25 protein-coding genes are annotated in these 25453 nt (G+C 57.0%); 22 read left to right on the top strand and 3 right to left on the bottom strand.

Annotated elements, in window-relative coordinates; genetic code table 11:
* Positions 1-29 precede the first annotated feature (29 nt).
* Entirely contained in the window at positions 30-1073 is a 1044-nt protein-coding gene (locus MDHKLMBL_RS02450) for a S49 family peptidase (protein WP_104270033.1), read from the top strand.
* 4 nt (positions 1074-1077) lie between these two features.
* Here MDHKLMBL_RS02450 and MDHKLMBL_RS02455 read toward each other — a convergent pair whose 3' ends face one another.
* Entirely contained in the window at positions 1078-1686 is a 609-nt protein-coding gene (locus MDHKLMBL_RS02455; protein ID WP_053112397.1) for a Maf family protein, read from the bottom strand.
* A 138-nt stretch (positions 1687-1824) separates the two neighbouring features.
* On the opposite strand from MDHKLMBL_RS02455, the gene MDHKLMBL_RS02460 reads away from it, so the two are divergent.
* The 13 genes from MDHKLMBL_RS02460 (at position 1825) to MDHKLMBL_RS02520 (ending at position 13348) form a co-directional block, all read left to right on the top strand.
* Positions 1825-2379 (top strand): YceD family protein, encoded by a 555-nt coding sequence (locus MDHKLMBL_RS02460; RefSeq protein WP_104270034.1) that lies wholly within the window; start codon positions 1825-1827, stop codon positions 2377-2379.
* 100 nt (positions 2380-2479) lie between these two features.
* Positions 2480-2659 (top strand): 50S ribosomal protein L32, encoded by a 180-nt coding sequence (gene rpmF / locus MDHKLMBL_RS02465; RefSeq protein ID WP_008174968.1) that lies wholly within the window; start codon positions 2480-2482, stop codon positions 2657-2659.
* 43 nt (positions 2660-2702) lie between these two features.
* Positions 2703-3704, top strand: a complete 1002-nt coding sequence (gene plsX, locus MDHKLMBL_RS02470; RefSeq protein ID WP_014577545.1) for a phosphate acyltransferase PlsX — start codon at positions 2703-2705, stop codon at positions 3702-3704.
* A gap of 112 nt (positions 3705-3816) precedes the next feature.
* A complete protein-coding gene (fabD, locus tag MDHKLMBL_RS02475; RefSeq protein WP_104270035.1) occupies positions 3817-4755 on the top strand; it encodes an ACP S-malonyltransferase in 939 nt (312 codons plus the stop codon).
* A gap of 18 nt (positions 4756-4773) precedes the next feature.
* Complete coding sequence (fabG, locus tag MDHKLMBL_RS02480; RefSeq protein WP_008174974.1) at positions 4774-5517, top strand: 3-oxoacyl-ACP reductase FabG; 744 nt, start codon at positions 4774-4776, stop codon at positions 5515-5517.
* Positions 5518-5650: 133 nt separating this feature from the next.
* Positions 5651-5884 (top strand): acyl carrier protein, encoded by a 234-nt coding sequence (acpP, locus tag MDHKLMBL_RS02485; protein ID WP_008174976.1) that lies wholly within the window; start codon positions 5651-5653, stop codon positions 5882-5884.
* Positions 5885-6014: 130 nt separating this feature from the next.
* Positions 6015-7262, top strand: a complete 1248-nt coding sequence (gene fabF / locus MDHKLMBL_RS02490) for a beta-ketoacyl-ACP synthase II (RefSeq protein ID WP_008174978.1) — start codon at positions 6015-6017, stop codon at positions 7260-7262.
* A gap of 8 nt (positions 7263-7270) precedes the next feature.
* The gene (gene pabC / locus MDHKLMBL_RS02495; RefSeq protein WP_104270036.1) at positions 7271-8089 is read left to right on the top strand and encodes an aminodeoxychorismate lyase; all 819 of its coding nucleotides are present in this window, start codon (positions 7271-7273) and stop codon (positions 8087-8089) included.
* 5 nt (positions 8090-8094) lie between these two features.
* Positions 8095-9159 carry an endolytic transglycosylase MltG gene (gene mltG / locus MDHKLMBL_RS02500; protein ID WP_053112390.1) on the top strand — a complete coding sequence of 355 codons (1065 nt, stop codon included), beginning with the start codon at positions 8095-8097 and terminating at the stop codon, positions 9157-9159.
* On the top strand, positions 9156-9797 hold the full coding sequence (tmk, locus tag MDHKLMBL_RS02505; protein WP_053112388.1) for a dTMP kinase: 642 nt from the start codon (positions 9156-9158) through the stop codon (positions 9795-9797). The genes mltG and tmk overlap by 4 nt, the downstream gene beginning before the upstream one ends.
* A 100-nt stretch (positions 9798-9897) precedes the next feature.
* Positions 9898-10677: an AraC family transcriptional regulator gene (locus MDHKLMBL_RS02510; protein ID WP_053112386.1), complete on the top strand. Its 780-nt coding sequence runs from the start codon at positions 9898-9900 to the stop codon at positions 10675-10677.
* A 303-nt stretch (positions 10678-10980) separates the two neighbouring features.
* On the top strand, positions 10981-12471 hold the full coding sequence (gene putP, locus MDHKLMBL_RS02515; RefSeq protein ID WP_104270037.1) for a sodium/proline symporter PutP: 1491 nt from the start codon (positions 10981-10983) through the stop codon (positions 12469-12471).
* A gap of 130 nt (positions 12472-12601) precedes the next feature.
* Positions 12602-13348 (top strand): sulfite exporter TauE/SafE family protein, encoded by a 747-nt coding sequence (locus MDHKLMBL_RS02520; protein ID WP_053112382.1) that lies wholly within the window; start codon positions 12602-12604, stop codon positions 13346-13348.
* Positions 13349-13441: 93 nt separating this feature from the next.
* On the opposite strand, the gene MDHKLMBL_RS02525 is transcribed toward MDHKLMBL_RS02520, so the two are convergent.
* Positions 13442-16036: a bifunctional aconitate hydratase 2/2-methylisocitrate dehydratase gene (locus MDHKLMBL_RS02525; protein ID WP_104270136.1), complete on the bottom strand. Its 2595-nt coding sequence runs from the start codon at positions 16034-16036 to the stop codon at positions 13442-13444.
* A 256-nt stretch (positions 16037-16292) separates the two neighbouring features.
* Between MDHKLMBL_RS02525 and MDHKLMBL_RS02530 the strand changes: the two genes are divergently transcribed.
* Positions 16293-16901: a MiaE family protein gene (locus MDHKLMBL_RS02530; RefSeq protein WP_104270038.1), complete on the top strand. Its 609-nt coding sequence runs from the start codon at positions 16293-16295 to the stop codon at positions 16899-16901.
* On the opposite strand, the gene MDHKLMBL_RS02535 is transcribed toward MDHKLMBL_RS02530, so the two are convergent.
* The gene (locus MDHKLMBL_RS02535; RefSeq protein ID WP_008174997.1) at positions 16893-17777 is read right to left on the bottom strand and encodes a LysR family transcriptional regulator; all 885 of its coding nucleotides are present in this window, start codon (positions 17775-17777) and stop codon (positions 16893-16895) included. The genes MDHKLMBL_RS02530 and MDHKLMBL_RS02535 overlap by 9 nt on opposite strands.
* Positions 17778-17922: 145 nt before the next feature.
* Here MDHKLMBL_RS02535 and MDHKLMBL_RS02540 point away from each other — a divergent pair, with 145 nt between their 5' ends.
* The 7 genes from MDHKLMBL_RS02540 to MDHKLMBL_RS02570 all read left to right on the top strand — a co-directional run bounded on the left by MDHKLMBL_RS02540 (position 17923) and on the right by MDHKLMBL_RS02570 (position 25420).
* Entirely contained in the window at positions 17923-18693 is a 771-nt protein-coding gene (locus tag MDHKLMBL_RS02540) for a ferredoxin--NADP reductase (RefSeq protein ID WP_008174999.1), read from the top strand.
* A 114-nt stretch (positions 18694-18807) separates the two neighbouring features.
* The gene (locus MDHKLMBL_RS02545) at positions 18808-20388 is read left to right on the top strand and encodes a PQQ-dependent sugar dehydrogenase (RefSeq protein ID WP_104270039.1); all 1581 of its coding nucleotides are present in this window, start codon (positions 18808-18810) and stop codon (positions 20386-20388) included.
* Positions 20389-20456: 68 nt separating this feature from the next.
* Entirely contained in the window at positions 20457-20849 is a 393-nt protein-coding gene (locus MDHKLMBL_RS02550; RefSeq protein WP_104270040.1) for an acyl-CoA thioesterase, read from the top strand.
* 33 nt (positions 20850-20882) lie between these two features.
* Positions 20883-21770, top strand: coding sequence for a hypothetical protein (locus tag MDHKLMBL_RS02555; RefSeq protein ID WP_104270041.1), 888 nt, complete (start codon positions 20883-20885; stop codon positions 21768-21770).
* A 261-nt stretch (positions 21771-22031) separates the two neighbouring features.
* Positions 22032-23057, top strand: a complete 1026-nt coding sequence (locus MDHKLMBL_RS02560) for an amino acid ABC transporter substrate-binding protein (RefSeq protein ID WP_199185474.1) — start codon at positions 22032-22034, stop codon at positions 23055-23057.
* Between the two features lie 90 nt (positions 23058-23147).
* Positions 23148-24335: an amino acid ABC transporter permease gene (locus MDHKLMBL_RS02565; RefSeq protein WP_008175007.1), complete on the top strand. Its 1188-nt coding sequence runs from the start codon at positions 23148-23150 to the stop codon at positions 24333-24335.
* Entirely contained in the window at positions 24335-25420 is a 1086-nt protein-coding gene (locus tag MDHKLMBL_RS02570) for an amino acid ABC transporter permease (RefSeq protein ID WP_053112375.1), read from the top strand. The genes MDHKLMBL_RS02565 and MDHKLMBL_RS02570 overlap by 1 nt, the downstream gene beginning before the upstream one ends.
* The last annotated feature ends 33 nt before the right edge of the window (positions 25421-25453 follow it).

The raw sequence follows: 25453 nt of genomic DNA on the forward strand, positions 1-25453 counted from the left end.
TTCATTGACGTTGCTGACAGGATGCGCACATGAGTGACTGGGAATCTGACAAGTCTGCCGATTGGGGTGACAAGCCGGTGGAGCCTGAAAAAGAAAGTAAGCCGTTTTTCGGGCGAAAGTCGCCGAAGCTTCCGCCCGAGTCCGGACGTGACTGGAAGCTCATCGAAAAACTCGTCATGTCACTGCAGTCTGAGCAGCGCAAGAGCCGGCGCTGGGGTATCTTTTTCAAGTTCCTGACGTTTGGTTACCTGATTGCCTTGCTGTTTTTGATCAAGTTTCCCCTGGGCGATTCACTGGAGGGTGTAACCGGCAAGCACACGGCCCTGGTAGAAATAAACGGTCCGATCGCTGCCGACGAACTGGCCAGTGCAGACAATATTGTAGGTTCTCTGCGAACAGCCTTCGAAGAGCCAAACTCGGTAGCTGTGATTCTGCGCATCAACAGCCCGGGGGGCAGCCCGGTGCAGTCCGGGTATGTCTACGATGAGATCAAGCGCCTGCGGGACGAATATCCCGAGAAAAAGGTCTACGCCGTGATCTCGGACATCGGCGCTTCCGGAGCCTATTACATTGCTGCGGCCGCAGATGAGATCTATGCCAACCGGGCCAGCCTTGTCGGCTCGATTGGGGTGGTAGCAGGCGGTTTCGGCTTTACCGAGGTTATGGAGAAGATCGGCGTGGATCGCCGTCTCTACACGGCCGGTGAGAACAAGGCGTTCCTTGATCCGTTTTCGCCGGAGCAGGAAGAGGAAGTCACTTTCTGGCAGAGTGTCCTGGAAAACACCCATCAGCAGTTTATCGAAGCGGTCAGGCAAGGGCGTGGTGATCGCCTGGCGGATGATGAGCGTCTGTTCAGCGGGCTGGTCTGGAGTGGCGAGCAGGCCGTTGAGCTTGGCCTGGCTGATGGGCTCGGCAGCGCATCACACGTTGCCCGGCAGATCATAGGTCAGGAGGAACTGGTGGACTACAGCCGTCGCAAATCGCCGTTCCAGGATATTGTTGATCAGCTTGGCGTCGCCTTTGGCGAGGGTTTTGCCAGTCAACTGGTCGAGTCCCGGCTCGAGCTTCGGTAATGCCTTATGAGGCAGGCCGGTTTTCCAGCAGGGGATTCCGGCCCCATTGCCTCAGCAGATCGTTCAGGGCAATAAGAGGGAGGCCCACCAGGCTGTTCGGGTCCCGGCCCTCAAGGGCCTCGAACAGAGTAATACCGAGGCCTTCCATCTTGAAGCTGCCGGCGCAGTCATAAGGTTTCTCCCGCAGTAGGTAGGCTTCTATCTCCTCATCAGCCAATTCCCGGAACTTGACGTTAAACGGCTCGCAAAGGCTGTCGATCTTGCCGGAATCGGAGTCGAGCAGCGACAGGCCTGTAAGAAACAGTACCCTGTGACCACTGCTCTGGCGTAACTGCTCTGTCGCCATTTCGTGGTTGCCGGGCTTGCTCAGTACCGAGCCGTCGGGCAGGCAGGCGACCTGGTCCGAGCCGATGATCCAGTGGCCGGGGAACCGGTCCGCCAATTCGCGGGCCTTGCTCTCGGCCAGACGTGTCGCCAGGGCCTCCCCGGTCTCGCCTTGATAGGGTGATTCGTCGATATCCGGGCTTGCGCAGGTGAACGGCAAGCCAAGCCGCTCCAGGAGCTCTCTCCGGTACGGTGATGAAGACGCCAGTAAAAGCGGTTTTGGAGGCATTGATAGAGTCCTTTAAGTACCTGGCCGGTGCATCTGTTGTGCGATTATCGTAAATTACACCTATCTGCACTGGAACCCCCGTGAAAAAGCAACGAAGTCTTTGACAGCGGCCGGCTGCGCCCCTAAAATTGCGCGCCTATGTCAAACGCGTCCAACGCCGAGTTGCCCAAATCTGTTGATCCTTACCGGTTAGCGGAACATAACAGCACACTGGAGGGAGTGATTCCCATCAGCGGGCTTGGCCGTTTTCGGGAATCCGTTCTCGGGTTTTCGGAAGGCGCTGCGTGCCGGGTCAAACTGTCTTTTTTTATGGATGGTGAGCGTCGTCGCGTTGTTTCGGGCGAGCTGGCGGCCCCGGTTGATCTGGAGTGTCAGCGGTGCATGGGCGCCATGAGCGTGACTCTGGTCTCCGAGTTCAAGCTGGGTCTTGTTACCAGTGACGAGCAGGCGCAACAGCTGCCGAAAGAACTCGAGCCGTTTTTGACCGATGATTTTACGGCGGACCTCTGGTCGATGGTGGAAGACGAGCTGTTGCTGGTTTTGCCGCCGTTTCCGCTGCACGAACGGGACCAGTGTCCTGCCCGGGAAGATCTGGAAGCCTGCGAGCCTGACAGCTCCGGGGCAGAGCCGGTGAGAAAGTCGGGTGAGAATCCGTTCAGTGTCCTGGCGGATCTCAAGAAGACAAAGCATTAACCGGGCGTGGGTCGTCCCTCGGGAGACCGGCGCACATTTAACGAACAGACGTTACTTATTCAGCAATTCAAGTTTACGTTAACAGGTCAGGAGCATAATCATGGCTGTACAGCAAAACCGTAAGACCCGTTCCAAGCGTGGCATGCGCCGTTCACACGACGCCCTGAGCGCCGCTGCTCTGAGCACCGATGCGACTACTGGTGAAGTTCATCGTCGTCACCACGTGTCTCCGGACGGCTTCTACCGCGGCAAGCAGGTAATCGAAGCACGCGACGAGTAATCTCGTTGCCGCTATGCACCGTCCCGAATCGGATGGCAGAACGGTGAAGCCGGTCACCATCACGATTGATGCAATGAGTGGCGACCGCGGCGCTGCCGTCGTGGTTGCCGCATCGCTGCGAGCGGTGCGTGAAAACGAAGCCTTGAGCATCGTTCTGGTGGGAATCCGGAGCGAGCTCGAGGCTTTGTTGCGTGAGGGGCACGCCCGAATTCGCATTGTCGAGGCGGCAGACGTTGTTCGGATGAACGAGCGCCCCTCCCACGCTCTCCGCCACAAGAAAAACTCTTCCATGGCCATCGCCCTGAGTCTTGTCCGCGATGGCGAGGCCCAGGGCTGCGTCAGTGCCGGTAACACCGGTGCATTGATGGCGTTCGGGCGCACCATTATCCGCATGTATCCGGGTATCGAGCGCCCGGCTATTGCCAAACTGATTCCCTCGCTCAGGGGGCGCTGTCACGTCCTTGATCTCGGCGCCAATGTCGACTCAACCGCCGAGAATCTCTATCAGTATGCCCTGATGGGGTCCCTGATGGCCTCTGCGATCTGCAGCCAGGCGGAACCAAGGGTCGCTCTTCTGAACGTCGGTGAGGAAGAGATAAAGGGCAATGAACAGGTCCGGCTGGCGTCTCATATGCTGGCCCAGTGCGATACCATCAACTACATCGGTTATGTGGAAGGTAGCGATCTGTTCCGGGACGTCGCCGATGTGGTCGTCTGTGATGGCTTTGTCGGCAATATAGCCCTGAAAACCGGCGAGGGTGTTGCCGGTCTCCTCATAGAGCTGATGGAACAGGCCTTCACACGAAATCTCTACGGCCGACTGGTCGGCCTGCTGGCCCGTCCGATTATCGGTCGGCTTCTGCAATTGATGGATCCTTCCCGACACAACGGTGCCAGTTTGCTCGGTCTCCAGGGCGTGGTGATCAAAAGTCATGGCAACGCCAATGAGCGGGCCATGTTGTCGGCCATTCGACAGGCCGTTCGGGAAGTTGAGCTGGAAGTACCCCGCCGTATCAACGAGCGTCTCGACGATCTCATGCTTTGAGTGCCTGAGACTAAAGTCTGTCCCGGTTTGGCCACGCATTCGCGGATAATTGGCCTAACTTGTACTATTGGCTAATCTCACGTAACCACCCAATGACGATAAGATCCCGCTTATGAAATCAGCCTTTATTTTTCCAGGACAAGGGTCGCAATCGGTGGGCATGCTTTCGGCTGCCGCTGAAGCCTGGCCCATCATCGACAGAACCTTTTCCGAAGCCTCCAATGTTCTCGGCTATGACCTCTGGGATCTCTGCCAGAAGGGGCCGGCGGAGGAATTGAATAAAACCATGGTGACGCAGCCTGCGCTCCTGACGGCCAGTATTGCCCTCTGGCGGCAGTGGTTTGTTGCCGGCGGTTCTTCTCCCGATTTTCTCGCCGGTCACAGTCTGGGAGAGTACAGCGCCCTGGTGGCGGCAGAGAGCCTCGATTTTGTTGAAGCGGTCAAGCTGGTTCGCCTGCGTGGTGAGCTCATGCAGGACGCTGTGCCGGCTGGAGAAGGGAAGATGGCAGCCATCCTTGGTCTTGAGGATGATGCCGTTGTGGCAGCCTGTCAGGATGCGGCACAGGGCGATGTGGTATCTGCGGTAAACTTCAATTCCCCTGGTCAGGTGGTTATTGCTGGCTCGGCAGCCGCAGTTGAACGGGCTATTGAAGCCTGCAAGGAAAAAGGCGCGAAGAAGGCCATGCCATTGCCTGTAAGCGTGCCATCCCATTGCGCACTTATGAAAGGCGCCGCGGAAGAATTGGCGAAAGCGTTGGAGGATGTTCGCTTTAATGATGCTGTCATCCCGGTTATACAAAATGTTAACGCTGCCGCCGAGACCGAATCCGCTACACTGAAGGCCAACCTTCTCAAGCAGCTTTATTCTCCGGTGCTCTGGACGGACTCTGTGCGTGCCCTCGTTTCCAATGATGTCGAAGTTGCAGTCGAGTGCGGCACTGGAAAAGTGTTGGCAGGGCTGGCCAAACGTATCGACCGGGCTTTGGCCGTTCACAGTATCGAAGACCCGGATTCGCTGGCGAAGGCGCTGGACGCTTTCGGTCAGCCCTGAAACGAAAGGGAGTTATTCATGTCTCTGGAAGGTAAAACCGCACTGGTCACCGGTGCTACCCGCGGTATTGGTCAGGCCATTGCCCGTGCGCTGGCCGCGCAGGGTGCCGAAGTTGTCGGAACAGCAACCAGTGAAGCGGGTGCAGAATCCATCACCAACGATCTCCAGTCGGCCGGTTACAAGGGTTACGGCATGGTCATGAACGTTGCGGACCCCGCCAGCATTGAAGCCGGTTTGAAGGAGCTGACGGAAAAATCAGGCGCGCCCCTGATTCTGGTCAACAATGCTGGCATTACCCGTGATAACCTCCTGATGCGGTTGAAAGATGATGACTGGGCCTCGGTTCTGGAAACCAATCTGTCCAGCGTCTATCGGACCAGCAAGGCCGTGCTTCGTGGCATGGCCAAGGCCAAATGGGGCCGGATTATCAATATCAGCTCCGTGGTTGCCGGTATGGGCAATGCGGGGCAGGGCAATTACTGCGCCGCCAAGGCCGGGGTTGAAGGGTTTACCCGAAGCCTGGCCAAGGAAATGTCCAACCGCGGTATCACTGCAAATTGCGTGGCTCCCGGATTTATTGACACGGATATGACAAAAAAACTGGACGACAAGCAGCGCGGGGCTATGCTGGAAATCATACCCGCGGGTCGTCTGGGTGAGCCGGAAGAAGTGGCAGCCGTGGTTGCCTTCCTGGCATCAGATGCAGCCGGATACGTGACGGGTGAAACCATCAACGTGAACGGCGGAATGTACATGGGATGAGCCCCTTTCGGGGCCTGTGCGCAACCCCTTGTCGCACAACATGTTTATCAGAATCCCTGCTTGTTTGCAGGTAGGGTTTAAACTAAACTGGCAGCACTAGAGTTGCTTGGTTGACACACAAAGTGAGGACATTATGAGTACAGTTGAAGAGCGCGTGAAGAAGATCGTTTGTGAACAGTTGGGCGTTAAAGAGTCCGAAGTTCAGAACTCATCTTCTTTTGTAGAGGATCTTGGCGCTGACTCACTGGACACCGTTGAGCTGGTTATGGCACTTGAAGAGGAGTTTGAAACCGAGATTCCTGACGAGGAAGCCGAGAAGCTGACAAGTGTTCAGGACGCGATCGACTACATCGTCGCGCACACCTGATACTCTGCATTTAAGAAAGCCAGGCAAAAAGCCGTCCTTGTGAAATAGCGAGGGACGGCTTTTTTATTGGCCGAAAATCAGGTTCAATCGGCGTTCAGATTCATTCGGACAAGATCAGGTGCAACAGGTTATGACTAAACGGCGAGTTGTCATCACAGGTATGGGCATGCTGTCTCCAGTCGGCAATAGCGTGGAGTCGTCCTGGGAAGCGATTCAGGCCGGGCGCAGCGGGATTGGAATGATCGACCGCTTTGACGCGTCTGCCTACAACACCAGAATTGGTGGGGCCATCCGGGATCTGGACATGGAATCCTACCTGTCCCCGAAGGATGCCAGAAAGCTTGATGCCTTTATCCATTATGGCCTGATTGCTGCGCAACAGGCAGTTGACAGCAGTGGCCTGGAGTCGTTTGAGAAGCTTGATCGGGAGCGAGTGGGTATTGCAATTGGCTCCGGGATTGGTGGCCTTGAGTACATAGAGAAAAGCGTCCTGACCATGGACAAGTCGGGGCCCCGAAAGGTTTCCCCGTTTTTCGTGCCTGCTTCTGTCATCAACATGATCTCCGGCAATGCCGCGATCCGTTTCGGATACCGTGGCCCCAACATTGCGATCGTTACAGCCTGCACTACCGGCACCCACAACATTGGTTACGCGGCCCGCACGATTGCCTATGGCGACGCCGATGTCATGCTGGCAGGTGGCTCGGAAATGGCGACGACGCGTACCGGTATGGCTGCGTTTTCGGCTGCGCGGGCTCTGTCTACCCGTAACGATGAACCGGAAAAGGCCAGCCGCCCCTGGGATAAAGACCGGGACGGCTTTGTGCTCAGCGATGGCGCCGGTGTCGTTGTGCTTGAAGAGCTTGAACACGCAAAGGAGCGGGGCGCCACCATATACGGTGAAGTTGTCGGTTTTGGTATGAGCGACGACGCCCACCACATTACAGCGCCGCCCGAAGATGGCGAGGGCGCCGCCCGATCCATGGCGAACGCAGTTCGTGATGCTGGCCTTGATCTGGAAGAAATCGACTACATCAACGCCCACGGCACCTCCACCCAGGTTGGTGACGTGGCCGAAGTGGCCGCAGTTCGTCGGGTGTTCGGCGCGCATGCCGAAAAGCTGGCCATGAGCAGCACCAAGTCCATGACAGGTCACCTGCTTGGAGCTGCCGGTGCTGTGGAAGCGATCTTCTCGGTTCTGGCGATTCGGGATGGTGTCCTGCCGCCCACCATCAATCTGGACAATCCGGATGAGGGTTGCGATCTGGACCTTGTGGCACACACGAGCCGTAAGGCGGACGTGCGGGTAGCCCTATCCAACTCCTTCGGGTTCGGTGGTACCAACGGCACCCTGATTTTCCGTCGCTACGAAGGCTGACCCTCGCCGTGTTTCGTCTTTTCTGGGCCGACGACGGTGGCTTGCCCGCCAATGACCGGGGTCTGGCCTATGGAGACGGGCTGTTCGAAACCATTCGGATGTCCGGTCAGAAGGGGGTTCTGTTATCCCGCCACCTGGAACGAATGGCGCGCGATGCCGACCGATTGGGTATCGAGGTGTCACGCAAAGAGCTTGCCAGCGTTTGCGTCGAGGCGGGGCAACGTTTTGCGGACCGCTTCAAGGGCGACGGCTGGGTTCTGAAGCTGACCCTGACCCGCGGCAGTGGCGGTCGGGGGTATCGCCCTGATCCGGGGATGGAGCCCAATTTGCTGGTTTCGGCATCGGCTTTGCCGCCGACACCGGACCCGGATGGTGTCGCCGTTGATTTCTCCAAGGTAACTCTGGCGGTTAATCCGTTATTGGCCGGGGTCAAGTCGCTGAACCGGATGGAGCAGGTCCTGGCGGCCGCCGAGCTCACGCCATCGCTGTTCGAGGTCATCATGGCCGATCGTGAGGGAAACCTGGTCGAAGGCACTCGTACCAACATCCTGCTGCGGCAGGCTGATGGATGGGTGACGCCTCCGGCATCGAGTCTGGCGGTTGCAGGTGTTCTCAGGCAGTGGCTGCTGGAGCGTCTGAGGCAGAGAGGTGAACCGGTAACAGAGCGTTCCGTCACTGTGCCCGATGTACTGGGTCCTGATTGTCAGGGAATGTTTCTCCTGAACAGCGTTCTGGGCATTGTTCCGGTTCTCACTATTGCCGGCCATCATTTGCCTGTGGATAGCGGACTTGCGACAATCTTCAATCCTCTCGAAACACTGGAATAAATCGTTTGCTCAAGAAGTTATTGCTTGCGTGCGTTTGTGTCGCCGTCCTTGCGTCTGCGGGATCCGGGCTGTGGGTATGGCAGGGGCTACAAGGCTTGAAAAAGCCGGTGGTGCTTGAAGAACCTCTACTGTTTGACGTTCCCCAGGGCAGTTCATTCATTGAAGTCGTTGGTCGACTCGAAGCTGAGGGGTTGGTTTCAGACCGGCTCTGGCTGAGGTTATACGGTCGGCTGGAGCCCGAGCAGACGCGGATCAAGGCCGGTCAGTACGAGTTTCTTGATGGCATGAGCCCCAGGGACATGATCGGTGTCATGGTGTCGGGAGACACCAAGCACTGGTACGTTCAGTTTATAGAAGGCTGGACCTTCAAGGATATGCGAGCCGCTCTGGCGCAGGCCGAGCGACTTCAGAAAATCACCGGCGAGTGGACCAGCGAGCAGGTCATGGCGGCTGTTGGAGCCGAGGGTGAGCATCCCGAAGGAAGATTCTTCCCCGATACCTACGCCTTTACCAGTAGCGAGACTGATCTGGATTTGTTGAAGCGGGCCTTCAACCGGATGGAGACAGTACTGGCCGAGGAATGGGCGGCTCGGGAAGAGGGGCTGCCCTATGACAATCCCTACGAAGCCCTGATCATGGCATCAATCGTAGAACGCGAAACCGGTGCGCCCCATGAGCGGGAGCAGGTGGCAGGGGTGTTCGTCCGCCGTTTACAGAAGGGAATGCGACTGCAGACCGACCCCACGGTTATCTACGGTATGGGTGACAGCTATCAGGGCCGGATCGGGCGTAAGGACCTGCGCACGCACACGCCCTACAACACATACCGAATCAATGGCTTACCTCCGACTCCCATCGCCCTGCCTGGCCGCGAAGCTATTCATGCGGCCCTGCACCCGGATGACGGTGATGCCCTGTACTTTGTTGCCCGGGGAGATGGCACCCACAAATTCTCGCGCACGCTCGCAGAGCATCAGAAAGCCGTACGTGAGTTTCAGTTAAACAGGCGTGAAGACTACCGCTCTTCACCGGCGCCAAAAAACAGTGATTCTGATGAGGATGCCGGATGAGAGTACGAGGGCAGTTCATAACCTTCGAAGGCACGGAAGGGGTTGGCAAATCGACCCAGCTGACGAATGCAGCCGACACGCTCGCTGGACTGGGCGTCGATTATATCGTCACCCGTGAGCCGGGTGGCACGCCCATGGCTGAGGCTGTTCGCGAGCTTTTGCTGGCGCCCAGGGATGAACCGGTCAACGAAATCACCGAGTTGCTGCTGATGTTTGCCGCCAGGGCCCAGCATCTGCATACCCGAATCCTGCCTGCGCTTGAGCAGGGCCAGTGGGTCTTATGCGACCGTTTCACCGATGCGACCTTTGCCTACCAGGGCGGGGGGCGTGGTGTTCCGGAGGAGCGAATTGCGCTTCTTGAAACACTGGTTCAGGGTGATATCCGCCCAGACCATGTTATTGTCCTTGATGCCCCCGTGGACACCGGGATGGCCAGAGCCCGAAAGAGGGGCGACCTCGATCGTTTTGAACAGGAAGATCTGGAATTCTTTCAGCGAATCAGGGAGACCTATCTCGCTCGCGCCATGGCCCAGCCCTCCAGGTATCACGTGATTGACGCTGCACGCCCGCTGGCCGAGGTTTCCGGGCAGGTTTCGGGATTGTTGAATCACTGGTTAAGCCGTTCACAGGCTGACTGAAACCTGTGAGTTTTCTCTCGAGTTTCAGTTCCATTCGTGCACTTTCTGTAATGTTCTGCTTTAATTGAGGAACATTCTCAGTTAAACGCTGGCAGTTTTAATGGTTAACGCGAAACTTCTGAAGCTTCCCATGGCCGCGCACCAGCACCGGCATGAACACCACCAGATTGTCATCGGGGTGCGTGGCGAAGCCGAGTTGAGCGTCGATGGCGCCGGGGCTCAACTGGACACTTGGAGAGCTTATCTGGTGCCCACGGAAGCCCGCCACGATTATCGCGGTAACGACAAGAATCATGTTCTTGTGATCAATCTTGATCCGCTTACTCCGGCCGTCAACTCGCCAGCACACGCCGATTACGAGCGCATGATGCGGGTTTTTGAAAAGCCGCGGACCCTCCAAATGGACAGTCGTTTGCACGGGCTGGTTCAGTTTGCCGCCGGCGAGTTCGACCGGGCACCGGATCATATTACGCTCCAGCAACACCTTGCTTCGAGCATTCTGTACTGCATGGCCGATCGTATTACCGAAGGCCGTTCGTTCTCCTCAAACCGGAATGCCATCAGCCCTGAGGCAGTCCGTCGTTACATTCTCAAAAATCTCCACAAAAAGATCACCGTCGAAGATATGGCAGGAGAGGCTTGCCTGAGTGTTAGCCGTTTCCATGAGGTGTTCAAAGAGTTGGCAGGCATAACGCCCCACCAGTTCCTGTTACAGACACGCCTTGATCAGGCCGCTACCCTCCTTTCCAAAACGACCCTTACGGTGTCTGAAATCAGTTACCGAACCGGTTTCTCATCTCAAAGTGCACTGACAAATGCACTGCGTAAATACAAAGGGACTACGCCCTCACGACTGCAGGTTGGTGACCGAGTGGCCTGATTTGGCATGCCGGTTTCCCAGTCCCGTAGGATTGTGCAAAAGAATCGTAGGATTTCGTAAGCCCGGAATCCGTACTAATACTAAGTTATAGCGACTGAGCCCCGGTCTCATGCATGCGTGCGGGGCGCGAGTCGCAAATCTTCTTTGTGTGCTCAGGTTCAAGAAGTTGTTACAAGGAAAATTCCTGCTTCATTCGAGATGGAACTTGGAAAGAAAAGAAGAATAGTGCAGCGAGTTGGCGTCAGGTCAGCCATGTGCTTTGCGAGCGGACCTGGTCCGACTCATTAAACCGGAGGAGCCCCTATGGCTATTGGTGTTTGGATAAGTCTCTTTTTATATTTCGCGCTCATGATTGCCATTGGCGTTTTCGCAATGCGCAGAGCGACGTCTTCCTCTGAGGACTATATGTTGGGCGGTCGCGCCCTGAGTCCAAAGGTGGCAGCGCTTTCCGCTGGTGCTTCTGACATGAGTGGCTGGTTGCTCCTGGGTCTGCCCGGGGCGCTGTTTGCGTCGGGTTTGGGATCGGCCTGGATCGGTATTGGTTTGCTCGTGGGGGCATTCTTCAACTGGACACTGGTCGCCCCGCGTCTTCGTGAACAGACGGTTCACTATGGCAATGCGATTACTATCCCGTCTTTCCTGGCGAACCGTTTTCCGACACAGGCCCTGTCCCTGCGTACGGTGTCGGCCATCGTCATCGTGATCTTCTTCGCGGTTTATACGGCATCCGGCCTTGTCGCCGGTGGCAAGCTGTTCGAAAGCGCGTTTTCCGGCATTTTCAACTTTGGTGGTTTGAGCGATTACGCCGTAGGTATTGTGATCACCCTCGGTGTGGTTCTGGCATACACCGTGGTGGGCGGTTTCCTGGCGGTGAGTCTGACCGACTTTGTTCAGGGCTGTATCATGATGCTGGCGCTGGTCATCATGCCGGCGGTTGTGCTCTTTGGTGAAGGCGGCGGGGGTTTTGCCCAGGCGTCGCAAACACTGAATGAGGTCGATCCCACCTTGCTGTCCTGGACGGAAGGGCTGACCTTCATCGGCTGGCTCTCTGCGGTTACCTGGGGTCTGGGTTACTTTGGTCAGCCCCACATCATTGTGCGTTTCATGGCTATCCGCACCCTGAAAGATGTACCGGTTGCCCGGAACATCGGTATGAGCTGGATGCTGATTTCCCTGATCGGCGCGATTTCACTGGGTGTGTTCGGTCGCGCGTACGCCATCCGAAATGGCATGGACGTACAGGATCCGGAAACCATCTTTATCATCCTGTCAGACATGCTGTTCCATCCGCTGATCACAGGCTTCCTGTATGCGGCTCTTCTGGCGGCGGTGATGAGTACCATCTCCAGTCAGCTGCTGGTATCTTCCTCTTCGCTGACAGAGGATTTCTATCGTCTGTTCCTGCGTAAGGAAGCAACTGACAAGGAGTGCGTAAATATCGGTCGCGTGTGCGTTGTCCTTGTTGGTCTGGTGGCAGCCGTCATCGCCTCCGATCCGAACTCTCAGGTTCTGGCCCTGGTTGCTAACGCGTGGGCAGGCTTTGGTGCTGCATTCGGTCCGCTGATTATCCTGTCGCTGATGTGGCGTCGAACTAACGGCGCAGGTGCCATCGCTGGCATGGTTGTCGGTGCGGCCACGGTCATGATCTGGATTTCAATGGGCTGGAACGGCTCGTTCATGGGTGGACCAGGTGTCTACGAGATTATTCCCGGCTTCATTGCTGCCTTCATTGCCATCCTGGTAGTGAGCTCGGTAACCGCCGATGCCGGAGAATACCAACATATCGAACGGTAAACAGAGAACGCGCAAAACGCGTTGTCAGAAGTGAAAAGGACTCCTCCGGGAGTCCTTTTTTTGGTCATAATGATTCCGGATCGGGGGCTTCCTCCTTTCGAATCCTCCAATCTTCGATGGGGCGCACTGAGTGACTGTTCTGGAAATCGTGGCTTTACTGTCGATCGGGGGCATTGCCGGGTTTATTAACGTTCTCTCTGCCGGCGGTTCCATGCTGACCCTGCCCTTGTTGATGTTTCTGGGTCTGCCGCCCCAGGTCGCCAACGGCACGAACCGGGTGGCGATAACCCTGCAGAGTATCACTGCCGTAGGCAGCTTCTACCGCATGGGGCATGGCAACCTTGTTGTCAGTCTGCACCTGGCGATTCCGGCGGTTCTGGGCTCTCTGGTGGGTGCCTGGGTCGCTACCTGGGTATCCGACACCGTGTTCGAATGGGTGCTGGTGTCGGCCATGATCGGCGCTTCCGTCTTCATGTTGTTGCCACAGCCGGTTCTCAATACCCGTCCATTGACGCCCGAGCGCCTTGGCCCGGCTGTCTACCTGGCGATGTTTGTTGTTGGCATGTACGGCGGATTCATCCAGGTTGGTGTCGGTGTGCTTTTCCTTGTGGTGCTATACCACATGCTCAAGATCGACTTGCGCCAGGTGAACGTGCTCAAGGTCTCGATCGTGTTGCCGTTTACCTTTGCTGCACTGGTGGTGTTTGCCCTCAACGACCAGGTGCGCTGGGGCGTGGGCCTCACCCTGGCACTGGGCAACGTTACCGGCGCTTTCATTGCTACCCGGGTCAATATGAGCAAACGCGGCGCACGCTGGATCAAGGGGATAACCCTTGTCATGGTGGCTGCGATTCTGGTGAGGCTGATTATCTACTGATTGGAGGGGCATCCCGGGTGGGTAATCAGGCATAAAAAAAACGCCAGCCCGGGGGCTGGCGTTTCCGTGGAGCTAAACCCTGAAGGTCAGTGCTCAGGCAACATTCGCCTCAGCAGCCTTCTTGGTGTAGTTCTCCATCTGGTCGAAGTTGAGATACTTGTAGATCTCTTTCGACATGCTGTTCAGGTCCTTCGCGTACTCCATGTACTCCGCAGGGGAGGGGAGTTTGCCCAGAACCGCACCCACAGCCGCCAGTTCCGCAGACGTCAGGTACACGTTGGCACCATCGCCGAGGCGGTTGGGGAAGTTACGGGTGGAAGTGGACAGGACCGTCGACTTCGGCGCTACGCGTGCCTGGTTACCCATGCACAGGGAGCAGCCCGGCATCTCGGTGCGAACACCGGCGGTGCCGTAGGTGTTGAAGTAACCTTCTTCCATCAGCTGCGCCTGATCCATCTTGGTCGGCGGCGACATCCACAGACGCGTGCTCAGCGGGCCTTTGTGCTGCTCAAGCAGTTTGCCGGCGGCGCGGAAGTGACCGATGTTGGTCATGCAGGAGCCAATGAATACTTCGTCAACCTTGTCGCCAGCCACTTCGGACAGGAACTTGGCATCGTCCGGATCATTCGGGCAGCATACGATCGGCTCTTTGATGTCAGCCAGATCGATTTCGATGACGTGTGCATACTCGGCATCTTTGTCGGCACGCATGAGCTTCGGATCAGCCAGCCACTCTTCCATCTGCTGGGCACGACGCTCCAGGGTACGCGGATCGCCGTAACCCTCGGCAATCATCCAGCGCAACATGGTGATGTTGGAACGCAGGTACTCGGCCACGGAGTCTTCAGACAGGTTGATGGTACAACCCGCGGCGGAACGCTCGGCGGAAGCGTCAGACAACTCGAACGCCTGCTCAACGGTCAGGTGCTCAAGGCCTTCAATTTCCAGGATGCGGCCGGAGAATTCGTTGATCTTGCCTTTCTTCTCAACGGTCAGCATGCCTTGCTTGATGCCGTACAGCGGGATGGCGTGTACCAGATCGCGCAGGGTGATGCCGGGCTGCATTTCGCCCTTGAAGCGAACCAGAACGGATTCCGGCATGTCCAGAGGCATAACGCCGGTCGCCGCGGCAAACGCTACCAGACCGGAACCGGCCGGGAAGGAGATGCCCATCGGGAAACGGGTGTGGGAGTCACCACCGGTGCCCACGGTGTCCGGCAGCAGCATGCGGTTCAGCCAGGAGTGGATGATGCCGTCGCCCGGGCGCAGTGAAACACCGCCGCGGGTACGGATAAAGTCCGGCATGGTGTGCTGCATTTCCACGTCAACCGGCTTCGGGTAGGCAGCGGTGTGGCAGAAAGACTGCATAACCAGGTCAGCCTGGAAGCCAAGACACGCCAAGTCTTTGAGTTCGTCCCGGGTCATCGGACCGGTGGTGTCCTGGGAGCCTACGGTGGTCATGTGCGGCTCGCAGTAGGTGTTCGGACGAACGCCTTTGCCTTCTTCCAGGCCACAGGCCTTGCCAACCATCTTCTGGGCCAGGGTGAAGCCTTTGGTGCCGGCTTCGGGATCTTTTGGCAAGCGGAACAGGTCGGTCGCGCCCATGCCCAGTGCTGTGCGGGCCTTGGCAGTCAGGCCACGGCCGATGATCAGCGGGATACGGCCGCCGGCCTGAACTTCGTCCAGGATCACATCAGACTTGAACTTGAACTCGGAGATAGTCTCGCCGGCCTCGTTCAGGATCTTGCCTTCATAAGGGCGGATCTCGATAACATCGCCCATGTTCATGTCGTCGACGGGGGCTTCGAACACCAGGGCACCGGCATCTTCCATGGTATTGAAGAAGATCGGAGCAACCTTGTTACCGATGCAGACACCGCCGGCACGCTTGTTCGGCACGCCCGGAATGTCGTCACCGAAGAACCACAGAACGGAGTTGGTGGCCGACTTACGGGAGGAACCGGTACCGACAACATCACCCACGAAGGCTACAGGCAGGCCTTTGGACTTGATCTCGTCGATCTGGCTCATGGGGCCGGTTACGCCCGGCTCTTCCGGCTTCAGGCCGTCGCGTTCCATTTTGTAGGCAGCGCGGGCGTGCAGCGGGATGTCCGGACGGGACCAGGCATCCGGAGCCGGTGACAGGTCGTCGGTGTTGGTTTCGCCAGTGACCTTGAACACCACCATCTTGGTGCTCTCTGGTACCTTCTTCTTGTTGGTGAACCACTCGCCGTTGGCCCAGGATTCGATAACTGCCTTGGCAACCGGATTGCCAGCGTCCATCTTTTCCTTCACGTCGTTGAAGGCGTCGAACATCAGCAGGGTGCGCTTCAGCTGCTCACCGGCCAGCTCGGCCAGCTCGGAGTCGTCCAGAAGATCAACCAGGGTCGCAATGTTATAGCCACCCTGCATCATGCCCAGCAGCTTGACTGCTGTCGGCTTGTCCAGCAGCGGAGAGGAGGCTTCGCCTTTTACGATAGCAGTCAGGAACGCGGCCTTTACGTAGGCGGCTTCGTCGACACCCGGCGGTACGCGGTTTTCCAGGAGATACACCAGGGTGTCTTCCTCGCCGGCCGGCGGGTTTTTCAGCAGATCGACCAGAGCAGCAGTCTGCTCGGCGTTCAGGGGCTTGGGAGGAATACCCAGGGCTTCACGTTCGGCAACGTGTTCACGATAGGCTTCTAACACGATATGGACCCTCATCAGTTGGAATGTCCCGCGCCGTTGGCTTCATGCCTTGGCGGGAGGTTTTGGCGGAAAGGCCGCAGGAGCCTCTGAATAATGCCTCAAATCACCGATGGGGTTTCAGGGTTTATTCAGAGACTCCTTTATCTGGCGCTGCATTCTATAGGAAACCCCTTATAAAGTTAAGTTGGACAGAGGTCGGAGGAATCTGTTAAGTGCGCTATACTCGCCGCCCGCAAATCAACAACTGTATTCAACCATGAACGACGCCCTGCAAGAGATTCACAACTTCCTGCCGTGCCGGACCCCTCAGCAATGGATCGACAATGCCCTGGCGAACCAGGACCTGATGCTGATCGATCACGCCCATTGCGAAAAGAAGGCCGCCTCCACCGCGCTCAGCCTGATGTACCGGTACGTTGACAACACCGACCTGCTGAACAAGATGTCCCGGCTGGCCCGTGAGGAGCTCCGGCATTTCGAGCAGGTGCTCGCGATTATTAAAAAGCGCGGCGTGGACTATTGCCATCTTACCCCGGCCCGATACGCGGCAGGATTAAGACAGGAAGTCCGGTCAGAAGATCCTGGCCGCCTGGTGGATGTGTTGATTGTGGGCGCCATTATCGAGGCGCGCTCCTGTGAACGGTTTGCCGCGCTCGCTCCGTTCCTGGATGAGAAGCTGGCGGATTTCTACACCAGTTTGCTGAAGTCCGAAGCCCGGCATTACCAGGACTACTTGACTCTGGCCGAGCAGGCCGCTGGTGAACCGATCGCGGCCCGTGCGGAGGATTTTCTGGCCCTGGAGCGGGCGTTGATTGAAGATCCGGATCAGGAGTTTCGCTTTCACAGCGGGCCCATCTCAGCGTAACTGCCGACAAAGCTCTATCCAGGCATCAATTCCGGCGCTACGGTATTTCTGCTTGTGCAGGATGAAATAGAACTGCCGATCAAACTGACGGTGTTCCGGTACCGTCAGTGGCACCAGACTTCCGCGCTTGAACGCGTCGGCCAGCACCACTTCCGAAAGGCAGCCAATGCCCAGGTCGGCTTCCACTGCCCGTTTTATGGCCTCGGTGTGTTCCAGCTCCAGCAGCACATTCAGATCCGGCAACAGGCCGTGCATGCCCCGCTCAAAACTCTGGCGGGTTCCTGACCCCTGCTCACGCATGATCCAGGTGGCGGTGCGCAGGTCTTCATCCGTCAGTGATGTTTTTTGGGCCAGTGGATGGGTGGGTGAACAGAACACCACCAACTCATCTCCCCGCCAGGGCAATACATCCAGTTCTGAAGACTGCAATTCCCCCTCGATCAAACCAATATCCAGCTCGAAGTCCCTCACTCGTCTTGCGATGGTGCTGGTATTGGCGACTTCGAGGGAGACTCTGGGATGGGTAGGGGTATTCATGTATTGGGCCATGACCCCCACGGCCAAATAGTTCCCGATAGTCAGGGTGGCCCCGACTTTCAGGGCGCCCACCTCCGTGTGTTTGCTGAAGGCCTGTTCCAGCTCATTGGCCTGGGCAAGGACGGCCTCCACCTTGGGGCGGTAAAGCCGCCCCAGCTCGTTTAACTGGAGCCGTTTGCCAACGCGGTCGAACAGCTGGATGTCGAACTGGTTTTCCAGTTCTTTCAGCGCACTGCTGGCTGCCGATTGCGACATGGCCAGCGATTCGGCAGCACGGGTAATGTTCTGGAAATGGGCGGCTGCCAGGAAAACTTCCAGCTGTCGAAAACTGTACTTCATAACTTTTCGCTCTTAATCGGCTCACTCGAATAAGGTTATGAGAATATCCCATTTTCCCGATAGGTTAGTGTCGGGTTAAACTTAGCGCAATCCAAAATTGAATCATTCGCCGTAAGAAAGCGTAACGAACAGGCAAGAGGTTTACATGAGCAACCTGATTAAAGAGAAAGTTACCAGCGTCCATCACTGGAACGATACCCTGTTCAGCTTTACCACAAGCCGGGATCCGGGCTTCCGTTTCAAGAACGGGCACTTTGTCATGATCGGCCTGGAGACCGAGGGTAAGCCTTTGATGCGCGCTTACAGTATCGCCAGTGCCAATTACGAGGAAGAGCTTGAGTTCTTCTCGATCAAGGTCCAGGACGGCCCACTGACCTCCCGCCTTCAGAAAATCCAGGTAGGTGACGAGATTCTGGTGAGCCGCAAGCCGACAGGGACGCTGATTCTGGACAACCTTCTGCCCGGAAAGAATCTGTGGCTGATCAGCACCGGCACCGGTTTGGCGCCTTTCATGAGCATCATCAAGGACCCGGAAGTCTACGAGGCGTTCGATAAGGTTATTCTGACCCATGGCGTGCGTTACGTCTCCGAGCTGGCTTATCAGAAGGAGATCGAGGAGCTGCCGGAGAACGAATACTTCGGCGAAATGGTCCAGGGCAAGTTGGTTTACTATCCGACCGTAACGCGGGAAGACTTCCGCAACCAGGGGAGGCTGACCGATGCCATGGAAACCGGCAAAATCACCCGTGATCTCGACCTGCCGGATTTTGACCCGGAGAATGACCGGTTCATGATCTGCGGCAGCCCAAGCATGCTCAAGGACACCTGCGCCATCCTGAACAACATGGGCTTCAAGGAAGCCCGGGGCGGCGATATGGGTCATTACGTGATTGAGCGGGCGTTCGTGGAGCAGTGAGCTCGCGGGCTGAATCCGCCTCGAAAAAAGCCGGAGCGTGATGCTCCGGCTTTTTTGTGTTTGTATCTGACAGAATGGGTCGTATAAACGGCAAAGGGCTTTGGAGGCGGAGCAATGGCAGGACGGCAGTTAACGAAGAGAAACGTCATCAGCTTTTTGGTGGCACTGGCGGTCGGGGTAATTCTTGGCACCGTGGTTCAGACCCAGCTAAATCTGTGGGCCCTTCAGGCTATGGGTGTAGCGGTTGGGCTTGACGCCCGCATTTCTGCCACCGGGCATGATCTGGTCTCTTTTGCGCCGCTCTACCTGCTCCTCTTTGGACTCAGTTTCCTTATTTCCCAGGGCGCTGCGGCCGTGGTTTCCCGTTTCGTGGGGCGCGGACTTCGGGTGCCACTGTTCGGCCTGGCCGGGGCATCCGGGCTGTGGGTTGCACTAGTGTTGGTTAATGCCCTGGCTCCCATGCCAACCCTGATTGCGGCGACCCGAACCGGGGGAGGTCTGCTTGCCATGCTGTTAACCGCGGCATTTGCCGGAGCCCTGTTCGCCAGACTTACTGCCAGGCCTGCCACCGGGGTCAGTAGCCACGCCTCGGGCACCCTGCTGGCCTTTTGCCTGGCGGTTGGCCTCGGGGCGCTGCCAGGTCCGACACAGGCCCAGTCCTTGAGCGACTACACCGTCGAGACGTTGACTTCCGGGCTGGAGCATCCCTGGTCCCTGGCGTTTCTTCCAGGTGGTGGCGCCCTTGTGACGGAGCGGGCAGGGCGGTTGCGGATGATTTCAGAGGAGTGGGAGCTCGGCCAGGCGCCGATTACCGGAGTTCCGCCGGTTTTCAATGATGCTCAGGCAGGTCTGTTCGATGTGCTGTTGTCGCCGGACTTTGAGAATAACCAACTGGTCTTTCTCGCCTACTCTTGCGGGACGGCCTCTGCGAATCACCTGTGCGTGGCCCGTGGTCAGTTGCAGGCGGAGGCCTTGACGGAGGTTGTCGAGATATTCCGTGCCAAGCCGGCCAAGGAAGGCAGCGCCCACTACGGTGGCCGAATGGCCTGGCTTCCGGACGGTACGCTGATCGTGACGCTGGGAGACGGATTTGACTATCGGGAGCAGGCGCAGAACCTGTCCAGTCATCTGGGCAAGATCGTGAGGCTGAACCCGGATGGCAGTGTTCCCGCCGACAACCCCTTCGTTGGCAGGGAAGGCGCTCTGCCGGAAATATACAGTTACGGGCACCGGAACGTTCAGGGGCTGGTGTTTGATTCCGTCGAAAACGTCTTGATTGCTCATGAACATGGCCCCCGCGGCGGTGATGAGATAAATATTATCGAGCCGGGACACAACTATGGCTGGCCCGTGATCACGCACGGCATCGATTACACCGGCGCCATGATCACGCCCTTTGTTGAGCGGGAAGGTATGGAGCAACCGTTGTTGCACTGGACCCCTTCAATTGCCCCCTCAGGCATGACCCGCTATCGGGGTGAGCTGTTTCCGGACTGGCAGGGAAACCTCTTGGTCGGCGCTCTTGCTGATAAAAGCGTTCACCGCGTCACACTGGAAGCCGGCGAAGCAAGCGACGTTGAGGGTTTGTTCGAAGCAATTGGCGAACGGATCCGGGACGTGGCTACCGGGCCTGATGGAGCGGTGTATCTGCTCACTGACAGTGCGGATGGACGGATTCTGCGTATCCTGCCTTAGTCTCGGCTCTGGGGTCTTTAGGCCCGGCCGGTGTATAGTAGGCGGTTTTCAGAAAGAGGGAAGCCGCTATGTTTCATCTGGAACTGGAACCACGTTTCAGCGATACCGATGCCCTCGGGCATATCAGCAATACCACTCTGCCGGTCTGGTTCGAGCAGGCCAGGACGCCGGTTTTCCGTATTTTTCACCCGACCCTTGAAGCCGAGACCTGGCCACTGATCATTGCACGACTTGAGATTGATCTGATGGCACAGAGCTACTGGCATATTCCGGTCAAGATCAAAACAGGTATCGGTAAGATCGGCAATTCCTCATTTCATGTGATTCAGGAAGCCTGGCAGGGCGACAAGCAGATTGCCCGGGGTGTCGCCGTGTTAATTCACTTTGATTACGAAACCGAGAAGGCACTGCCGATTCCGGATGACATAAAAGCCAGGCTGGCAGAACATGCGGTAGCGTGATCGCGCACAATTCTGACTTTCCCGGAGGCGCTGGTGTTTGGTAAATACCTTGTATTGCTCTCTCTGATGAGTGTTTTGGTGGTCACTGGTTGTGATTCCACTAATGAGGATAACGCGCCCGAATCAGATGGCCCACAGCTTACTTCACTGACTGGCCCGGATGTCGATGTCTCCCTGGCACTGACCTCTGCTCAGCTGGACTGGGTAGGCCAACAGATTTTCCGGAACGAGTGCGCAGGGCGTTTTCAGTGTCTGGTCCACTGGAACGACGGCGAGGCGTTTCCGTCATTGGGTATTGGTCACTTCATCTGGTATCCGGAGGGCGTTGAAGGGCGATTCGTGGAAAGTTTTCCGGCCCTTATGGAATACATGGAACAGCGTCAGGTCAATATCCCCGAATGGTTGCGAGCGCTCGAGCCTTTTGACGCTCCCTGGCGCGAAAAAGCAGACTTTCTGGCTGTAGACGATTCACCACGAGTAGCAGAGCTGCGAGAGTTTCTGGCGGGTACCCAGGGGATCCAGGCTGAATTCATATTCCGTCGCGCCAGGAAATCGCTTGGAAATATTATTGAGGCAGCCGCGGATGACCAAAAGCCAGAGATCGCTGCCCGGCTGGAGTCTCTGAGCCAGACGCCCGGTGGCGTTTACGCCATCATCGACTATGTGAATTTCAAGGGCGAGGGGCTTTCGCCTACGGAGCGCTACGAGGGCCAGGGCTGGGGGCTGCTTCAGGTGCTTTTGGAAATGTCTGAATCACCAGATCAGAGCGCCCTTGTTAAATTCAGGGAAGCAGCTGACACCGTTCTGACGCGACGGGCAGCAAACGCGGAGAATCCCATCGAGCGGGAGCGCTGGCTGCCGGGGTGGCGGAAGCGCCTCGAGACCTACGCAGAGCCCCCAGTCTTCAAAATTTCGAAATAATTTTGCATAAAAACTAGTTCATTTCCCGAACCTTGTTCTACTTTTAATAGGCGCGGCCCTTGGTCTGCCTTTTTTTGGCGCATGGGGTTGGAGCGAAAGCGCCGAACTGGTGCATGAAATGGTATTACTTCGTTCCAGATTCGCCTGAAACGCACCGGTGATTGATAAAAATAATATAAATCATCGGCTTACGCCGAGTGGCTTGCAAATTGCTGATTACACTCGTCGCGATAAAACCAACTGATGTTCGGAGAAAAGACAATGAGAAAGACGAAATCGATTGCCCTGGGGATTGCTCTGGCCGTAGGTACGGTCTCGGCCACTGGTGCCATGGCAGCTACAACTCTGGAGAACGTCAAGGAGAAAGGTCACCTCCAGTGCGGCGTGACCAGCGGTTTGCCTGGCTTCTCGCAGCCTGATGAAAAAGGTAACTGGACCGGTATCGACGTGGATACCTGCCGCGCGGTTGCTGCAGCCATCTTCGGTGACGCAAACGCGGTTGAGTTTACTCCACTGACTGCAAAGGAGCGTTTCACCGCCCTGCAGTCGGGTGAAATCGACATGCTCTCCCGTAACACCACCTGGACACTGACCCGCGATGCGTCCCTGGGCCTGAACTTTGCCGGCGTGAATTACTACGATGGTCAGGGCTTTTTGATCAACAAGGGTATCGGTGTGGACGATGCCACCCAGCTGGACGGTGCCACCATCTGTATCCAGGCCGGTACTACCACCGAGCTGAACCTGTCGGATTACTTCCGCGCCAAGGGCATGGAATTCAAGCCGATCGTGTTCGACACCTCCGAGCAAACCGTTCAGGGCTTTGCGGCGGGTCGTTGCGACGTTCTGACCTCCGACCGTTCGCAGCTGGCGGCACTCCGCTCGAAGCTGTCCGATCCGAGTTCAGCCAAGATCCTGCCGAACACCATTTCCAAGGAGCCCCTCGGCCCGGTTGTTCGCCAGGGTGACGATCAGTGGTTCAACATCGTCAAGTGGGTGCTCTCCGTGCAGATCAACGCGGAAGAGCTGGGCGTGACCAGCGCCAATGCCGACGACATGCTGAAGTCCGACAACCCGAATATTCAGCGCCTGCTGGGTACCGATGGCGACATGGGTGCCAAGCTTGGACTGCCGGATGACTTCGGTTATCAGGCCGTGAAACTGGTTGGCAACTACGGTGAAATGTATGACCGCAACGTAGGACCGGATACCCCGCTGGGACTGGATCGCGGAATCAACGCGCTCTGGACTGAAGGCGGTATCATGTATGCGCCGCCGGTCCGTTAAGACCTGAAGGCATACGGCGAAGTCTCCTGTGGGAGGCTTCGCCGTTATCTCTGATGCTGTAAACCACAGGGAAGCTCTTCAGGACAATCCATGAAAAAACAAACAATCGATACCCGACCTGCAGGGCCCAAGCCCTGGTACGACCCCCGGGTCCGCTCACTCTTTTTTCAGGCGATAGCCATTGCCCTCGTGTTCTGGGGCGGATGGATTCTCGTCGATAACACGCTTTCCAACATGGAAAGCCGTGGCATCAGCACCGGTTTCGGTTTTCTCGGTGAAACCGCCGGGTTCGGCATCATCATGAATCTGGTGCCTTATGATGCAACCATGTCTTATGGCCGAACCTTCTGGGTTGGTCTAACCAATACATTGCTTGTTTCCGCGATGGGTGTCGTTGCCGCCACCATTCTCGGTTTCATCATTGGTGTTGCGCGACTCTCGAGTAACTGGCTTGTGGCCAAAATGGCGCTGGTTTACATCGAAGTGATCCGCAACATACCGCTGCTTCTGCAGATTTTCTTCTGGTACTTTGCCGTACTCAGCAATCTTCCGTCACCACGCCAGAGTGTTGATGTCGGTGGAGCGCTGTTCCTGAACAACCGGGGCCTTTACCTGCCAGATCCAGTGACCCAGGAGGGTTTCGGAATTGTCTGGGGCGGTATTCTGCTTGCCATCGCTGCTGTCGTCGGGATTCGGATATGGGCGAAAAAACGCCAGTTGGCGACCGGACAGATCTTCCCGACCTTCAAGGTCGGCGTGGCAATTCTGGTGCTGGTACCGATAATCTCTTATCTCGTGGCCGGTCGGCCTCTTGAGTGGGATTTGCCAGCGCTCAGGGGCTTCAACTTTGGCGGGGGAATTACCATCATTCCGGAGTTGGCGGCTCTGTGGATTGCACTGTCGCTGTACACCGCCAGCTTCATCGCTGAAATCGTGCGCTCCGGTATTCTGTCGGTCAGCAAGGGACAAACCGAGGCCTCCAAGGCTTTGGGGCTGCCCAATGGTCTTACCCTCAGGTTGGTGGTGATACCGCAGGCCATGCGGGTCATCATTCCGCCGCTCACCAGTCAGTATCTGAATCTGGTGAAAAACTCCTCCCTGGCAACGGCCATCGGTTACCCGGATCTCGTGGCGGTCTTCATGGGCACCACGCTGAATCAGACGGGGCAGGCCGTCGAGGTTGTCGCCATTACCATGGCGGTATATCTGACCATCAGTCTGCTGATCTCGTTGTTCATGAATATTTACAACCGGGCTGTGGCCATTAAGGAGCGATGATGACCGAGTCAACCATGAAAGCACCCAAGAAGGCGCTCCGTCCGGTCAAGTGGATGCGGGAGAACCTGTTCTCCGGCTGGTTCAACACGGTATTGACGCTGGGTGTGGCCTATCTGCTGGTGACCAGTGTAGGGCCTTTGCTCAACTGGTTTTTCCTCGACGCCAACTTTGTTGGCAGTGATCCGAGCGCCTGTACGGGAGCGGGTGCCTGCTGGCTGTTTATCAGCCAGCGTCTGAATTTCTTTATCTACGGATTCTACCCGGATGAACTGCAGTGGCGGGTCGACGTGATGTTCCTGCTGCTGGCGGTTTCCTTTGTACCCCAGTTCATCGAGCGGTTCCCCGGCCGCAAGTGGCTCGGGCTGTTCGGTATCTTTGGTTTGCCCATTGTTGGCTACTTCCTGATTCCCGGAGGCAGTTTCGGCCTGGAAGAAGTGCAGAGCTCGAAATGGGGCGGCCTGATGCTGACCCTGATCCTGGCTTACATCGGGATTATTGCGTCCTTGCCCATTGGCATATTGCTGGCGCTGGGTCGTCGCTCCGAGATGCCGATCATCCGCGGGATCTGTGTGGTCTTTATCGAGGTATGGCGGGCGGTTCCGTTGATCACGGTTCTGTTCATGGCTTCGGTGATGCTGCCGCTGTTTCTCCCGGAAGGTGTGAACTTCGAGAAACTGGCGCGGGCGCTGATTGGTATAACCCTGTGGCAGTCCGCTTACATGGCGGAAGTGATTCGCGGTGGCCTGCAGGCCATTCCCCGGGGCCAGTATGAGGCTGCCGATGCTCTGGGGCTGGGATACTGGCGCAAAATGGGGCTGGTCATCCTGCCGCAGGCTCTGAAGATGGTTATTCCGGGTATCGTGAACACCTTCATTTCCCTGTTCAAGGACACCACGCTGGTGTTGATTATCGGCCTCTTCGATATCCTCGGCACAGTCCAGTCCACGGTTACCGATCCGGCCTGGCAGAATGTTGCCATTGAGGGCTATGTATTTGTGGCGTTCTGTTTCTGGGTCTTCTGCTTCGGCATCTCCAGATACAGCCAGAACCTTGAACGAAAACTAGACACTGGTCATAAGACCTGACGGGTAATCCTATGACAGAACAAACACAAACCT

Origin of the sequence: Marinobacter flavimaris (genome assembly GCF_002933295.1) — a bacterium.
Lineage (GTDB): Bacteria > Pseudomonadota > Gammaproteobacteria > Pseudomonadales > Oleiphilaceae > Marinobacter > Marinobacter flavimaris.

Bases quoted from the DNA above. Each gene is read 5' to 3' on its own strand.
- fabF (WP_008174978.1), top strand. From the start codon at position 6,015: ATGACTAAACGGCGAGTTGTCATCACAGGTATGGGCATGCTGTCTCCA.
- MDHKLMBL_RS02460 (WP_104270034.1), top strand. From the start codon at position 1,825: ATGTCAAACGCGTCCAACGCCGAGTTGCCCAAATCTGTTGATCCTTAC.
- MDHKLMBL_RS02530 (WP_104270038.1), top strand. From the start codon at position 16,293: ATGAACGACGCCCTGCAAGAGATTCACAACTTCCTGCCGTGCCGGACC.
- MDHKLMBL_RS02510 (WP_053112386.1), top strand. From the start codon at position 9,898: ATGGTTAACGCGAAACTTCTGAAGCTTCCCATGGCCGCGCACCAGCAC.
- MDHKLMBL_RS02455 (WP_053112397.1), bottom strand. From the start codon at position 1,686: ATGCCTCCAAAACCGCTTTTACTGGCGTCTTCATCACCGTACCGGAGA.
- rpmF (WP_008174968.1), top strand. From the start codon at position 2,480: ATGGCTGTACAGCAAAACCGTAAGACCCGTTCCAAGCGTGGCATGCGC.
- MDHKLMBL_RS02450 (WP_104270033.1), top strand. From the start codon at position 30: ATGAGTGACTGGGAATCTGACAAGTCTGCCGATTGGGGTGACAAGCCG.
- tmk (WP_053112388.1), top strand. From the start codon at position 9,156: ATGAGAGTACGAGGGCAGTTCATAACCTTCGAAGGCACGGAAGGGGTT.
- fabG (WP_008174974.1), top strand. From the start codon at position 4,774: ATGTCTCTGGAAGGTAAAACCGCACTGGTCACCGGTGCTACCCGCGGT.
- fabD (WP_104270035.1), top strand. From the start codon at position 3,817: ATGAAATCAGCCTTTATTTTTCCAGGACAAGGGTCGCAATCGGTGGGC.
- MDHKLMBL_RS02560 (WP_199185474.1), top strand. From the start codon at position 22,032: ATGAGAAAGACGAAATCGATTGCCCTGGGGATTGCTCTGGCCGTAGGT.
- MDHKLMBL_RS02535 (WP_008174997.1), bottom strand. From the start codon at position 17,777: ATGAAGTACAGTTTTCGACAGCTGGAAGTTTTCCTGGCAGCCGCCCAT.
- MDHKLMBL_RS02570 (WP_053112375.1), top strand. From the start codon at position 24,335: ATGACCGAGTCAACCATGAAAGCACCCAAGAAGGCGCTCCGTCCGGTC.
- MDHKLMBL_RS02540 (WP_008174999.1), top strand. From the start codon at position 17,923: ATGAGCAACCTGATTAAAGAGAAAGTTACCAGCGTCCATCACTGGAAC.
- MDHKLMBL_RS02550 (WP_104270040.1), top strand. From the start codon at position 20,457: ATGTTTCATCTGGAACTGGAACCACGTTTCAGCGATACCGATGCCCTC.
- MDHKLMBL_RS02565 (WP_008175007.1), top strand. From the start codon at position 23,148: ATGAAAAAACAAACAATCGATACCCGACCTGCAGGGCCCAAGCCCTGG.
- acpP (WP_008174976.1), top strand. From the start codon at position 5,651: ATGAGTACAGTTGAAGAGCGCGTGAAGAAGATCGTTTGTGAACAGTTG.
- putP (WP_104270037.1), top strand. From the start codon at position 10,981: ATGGCTATTGGTGTTTGGATAAGTCTCTTTTTATATTTCGCGCTCATG.
- MDHKLMBL_RS02545 (WP_104270039.1), top strand. From the start codon at position 18,808: ATGGCAGGACGGCAGTTAACGAAGAGAAACGTCATCAGCTTTTTGGTG.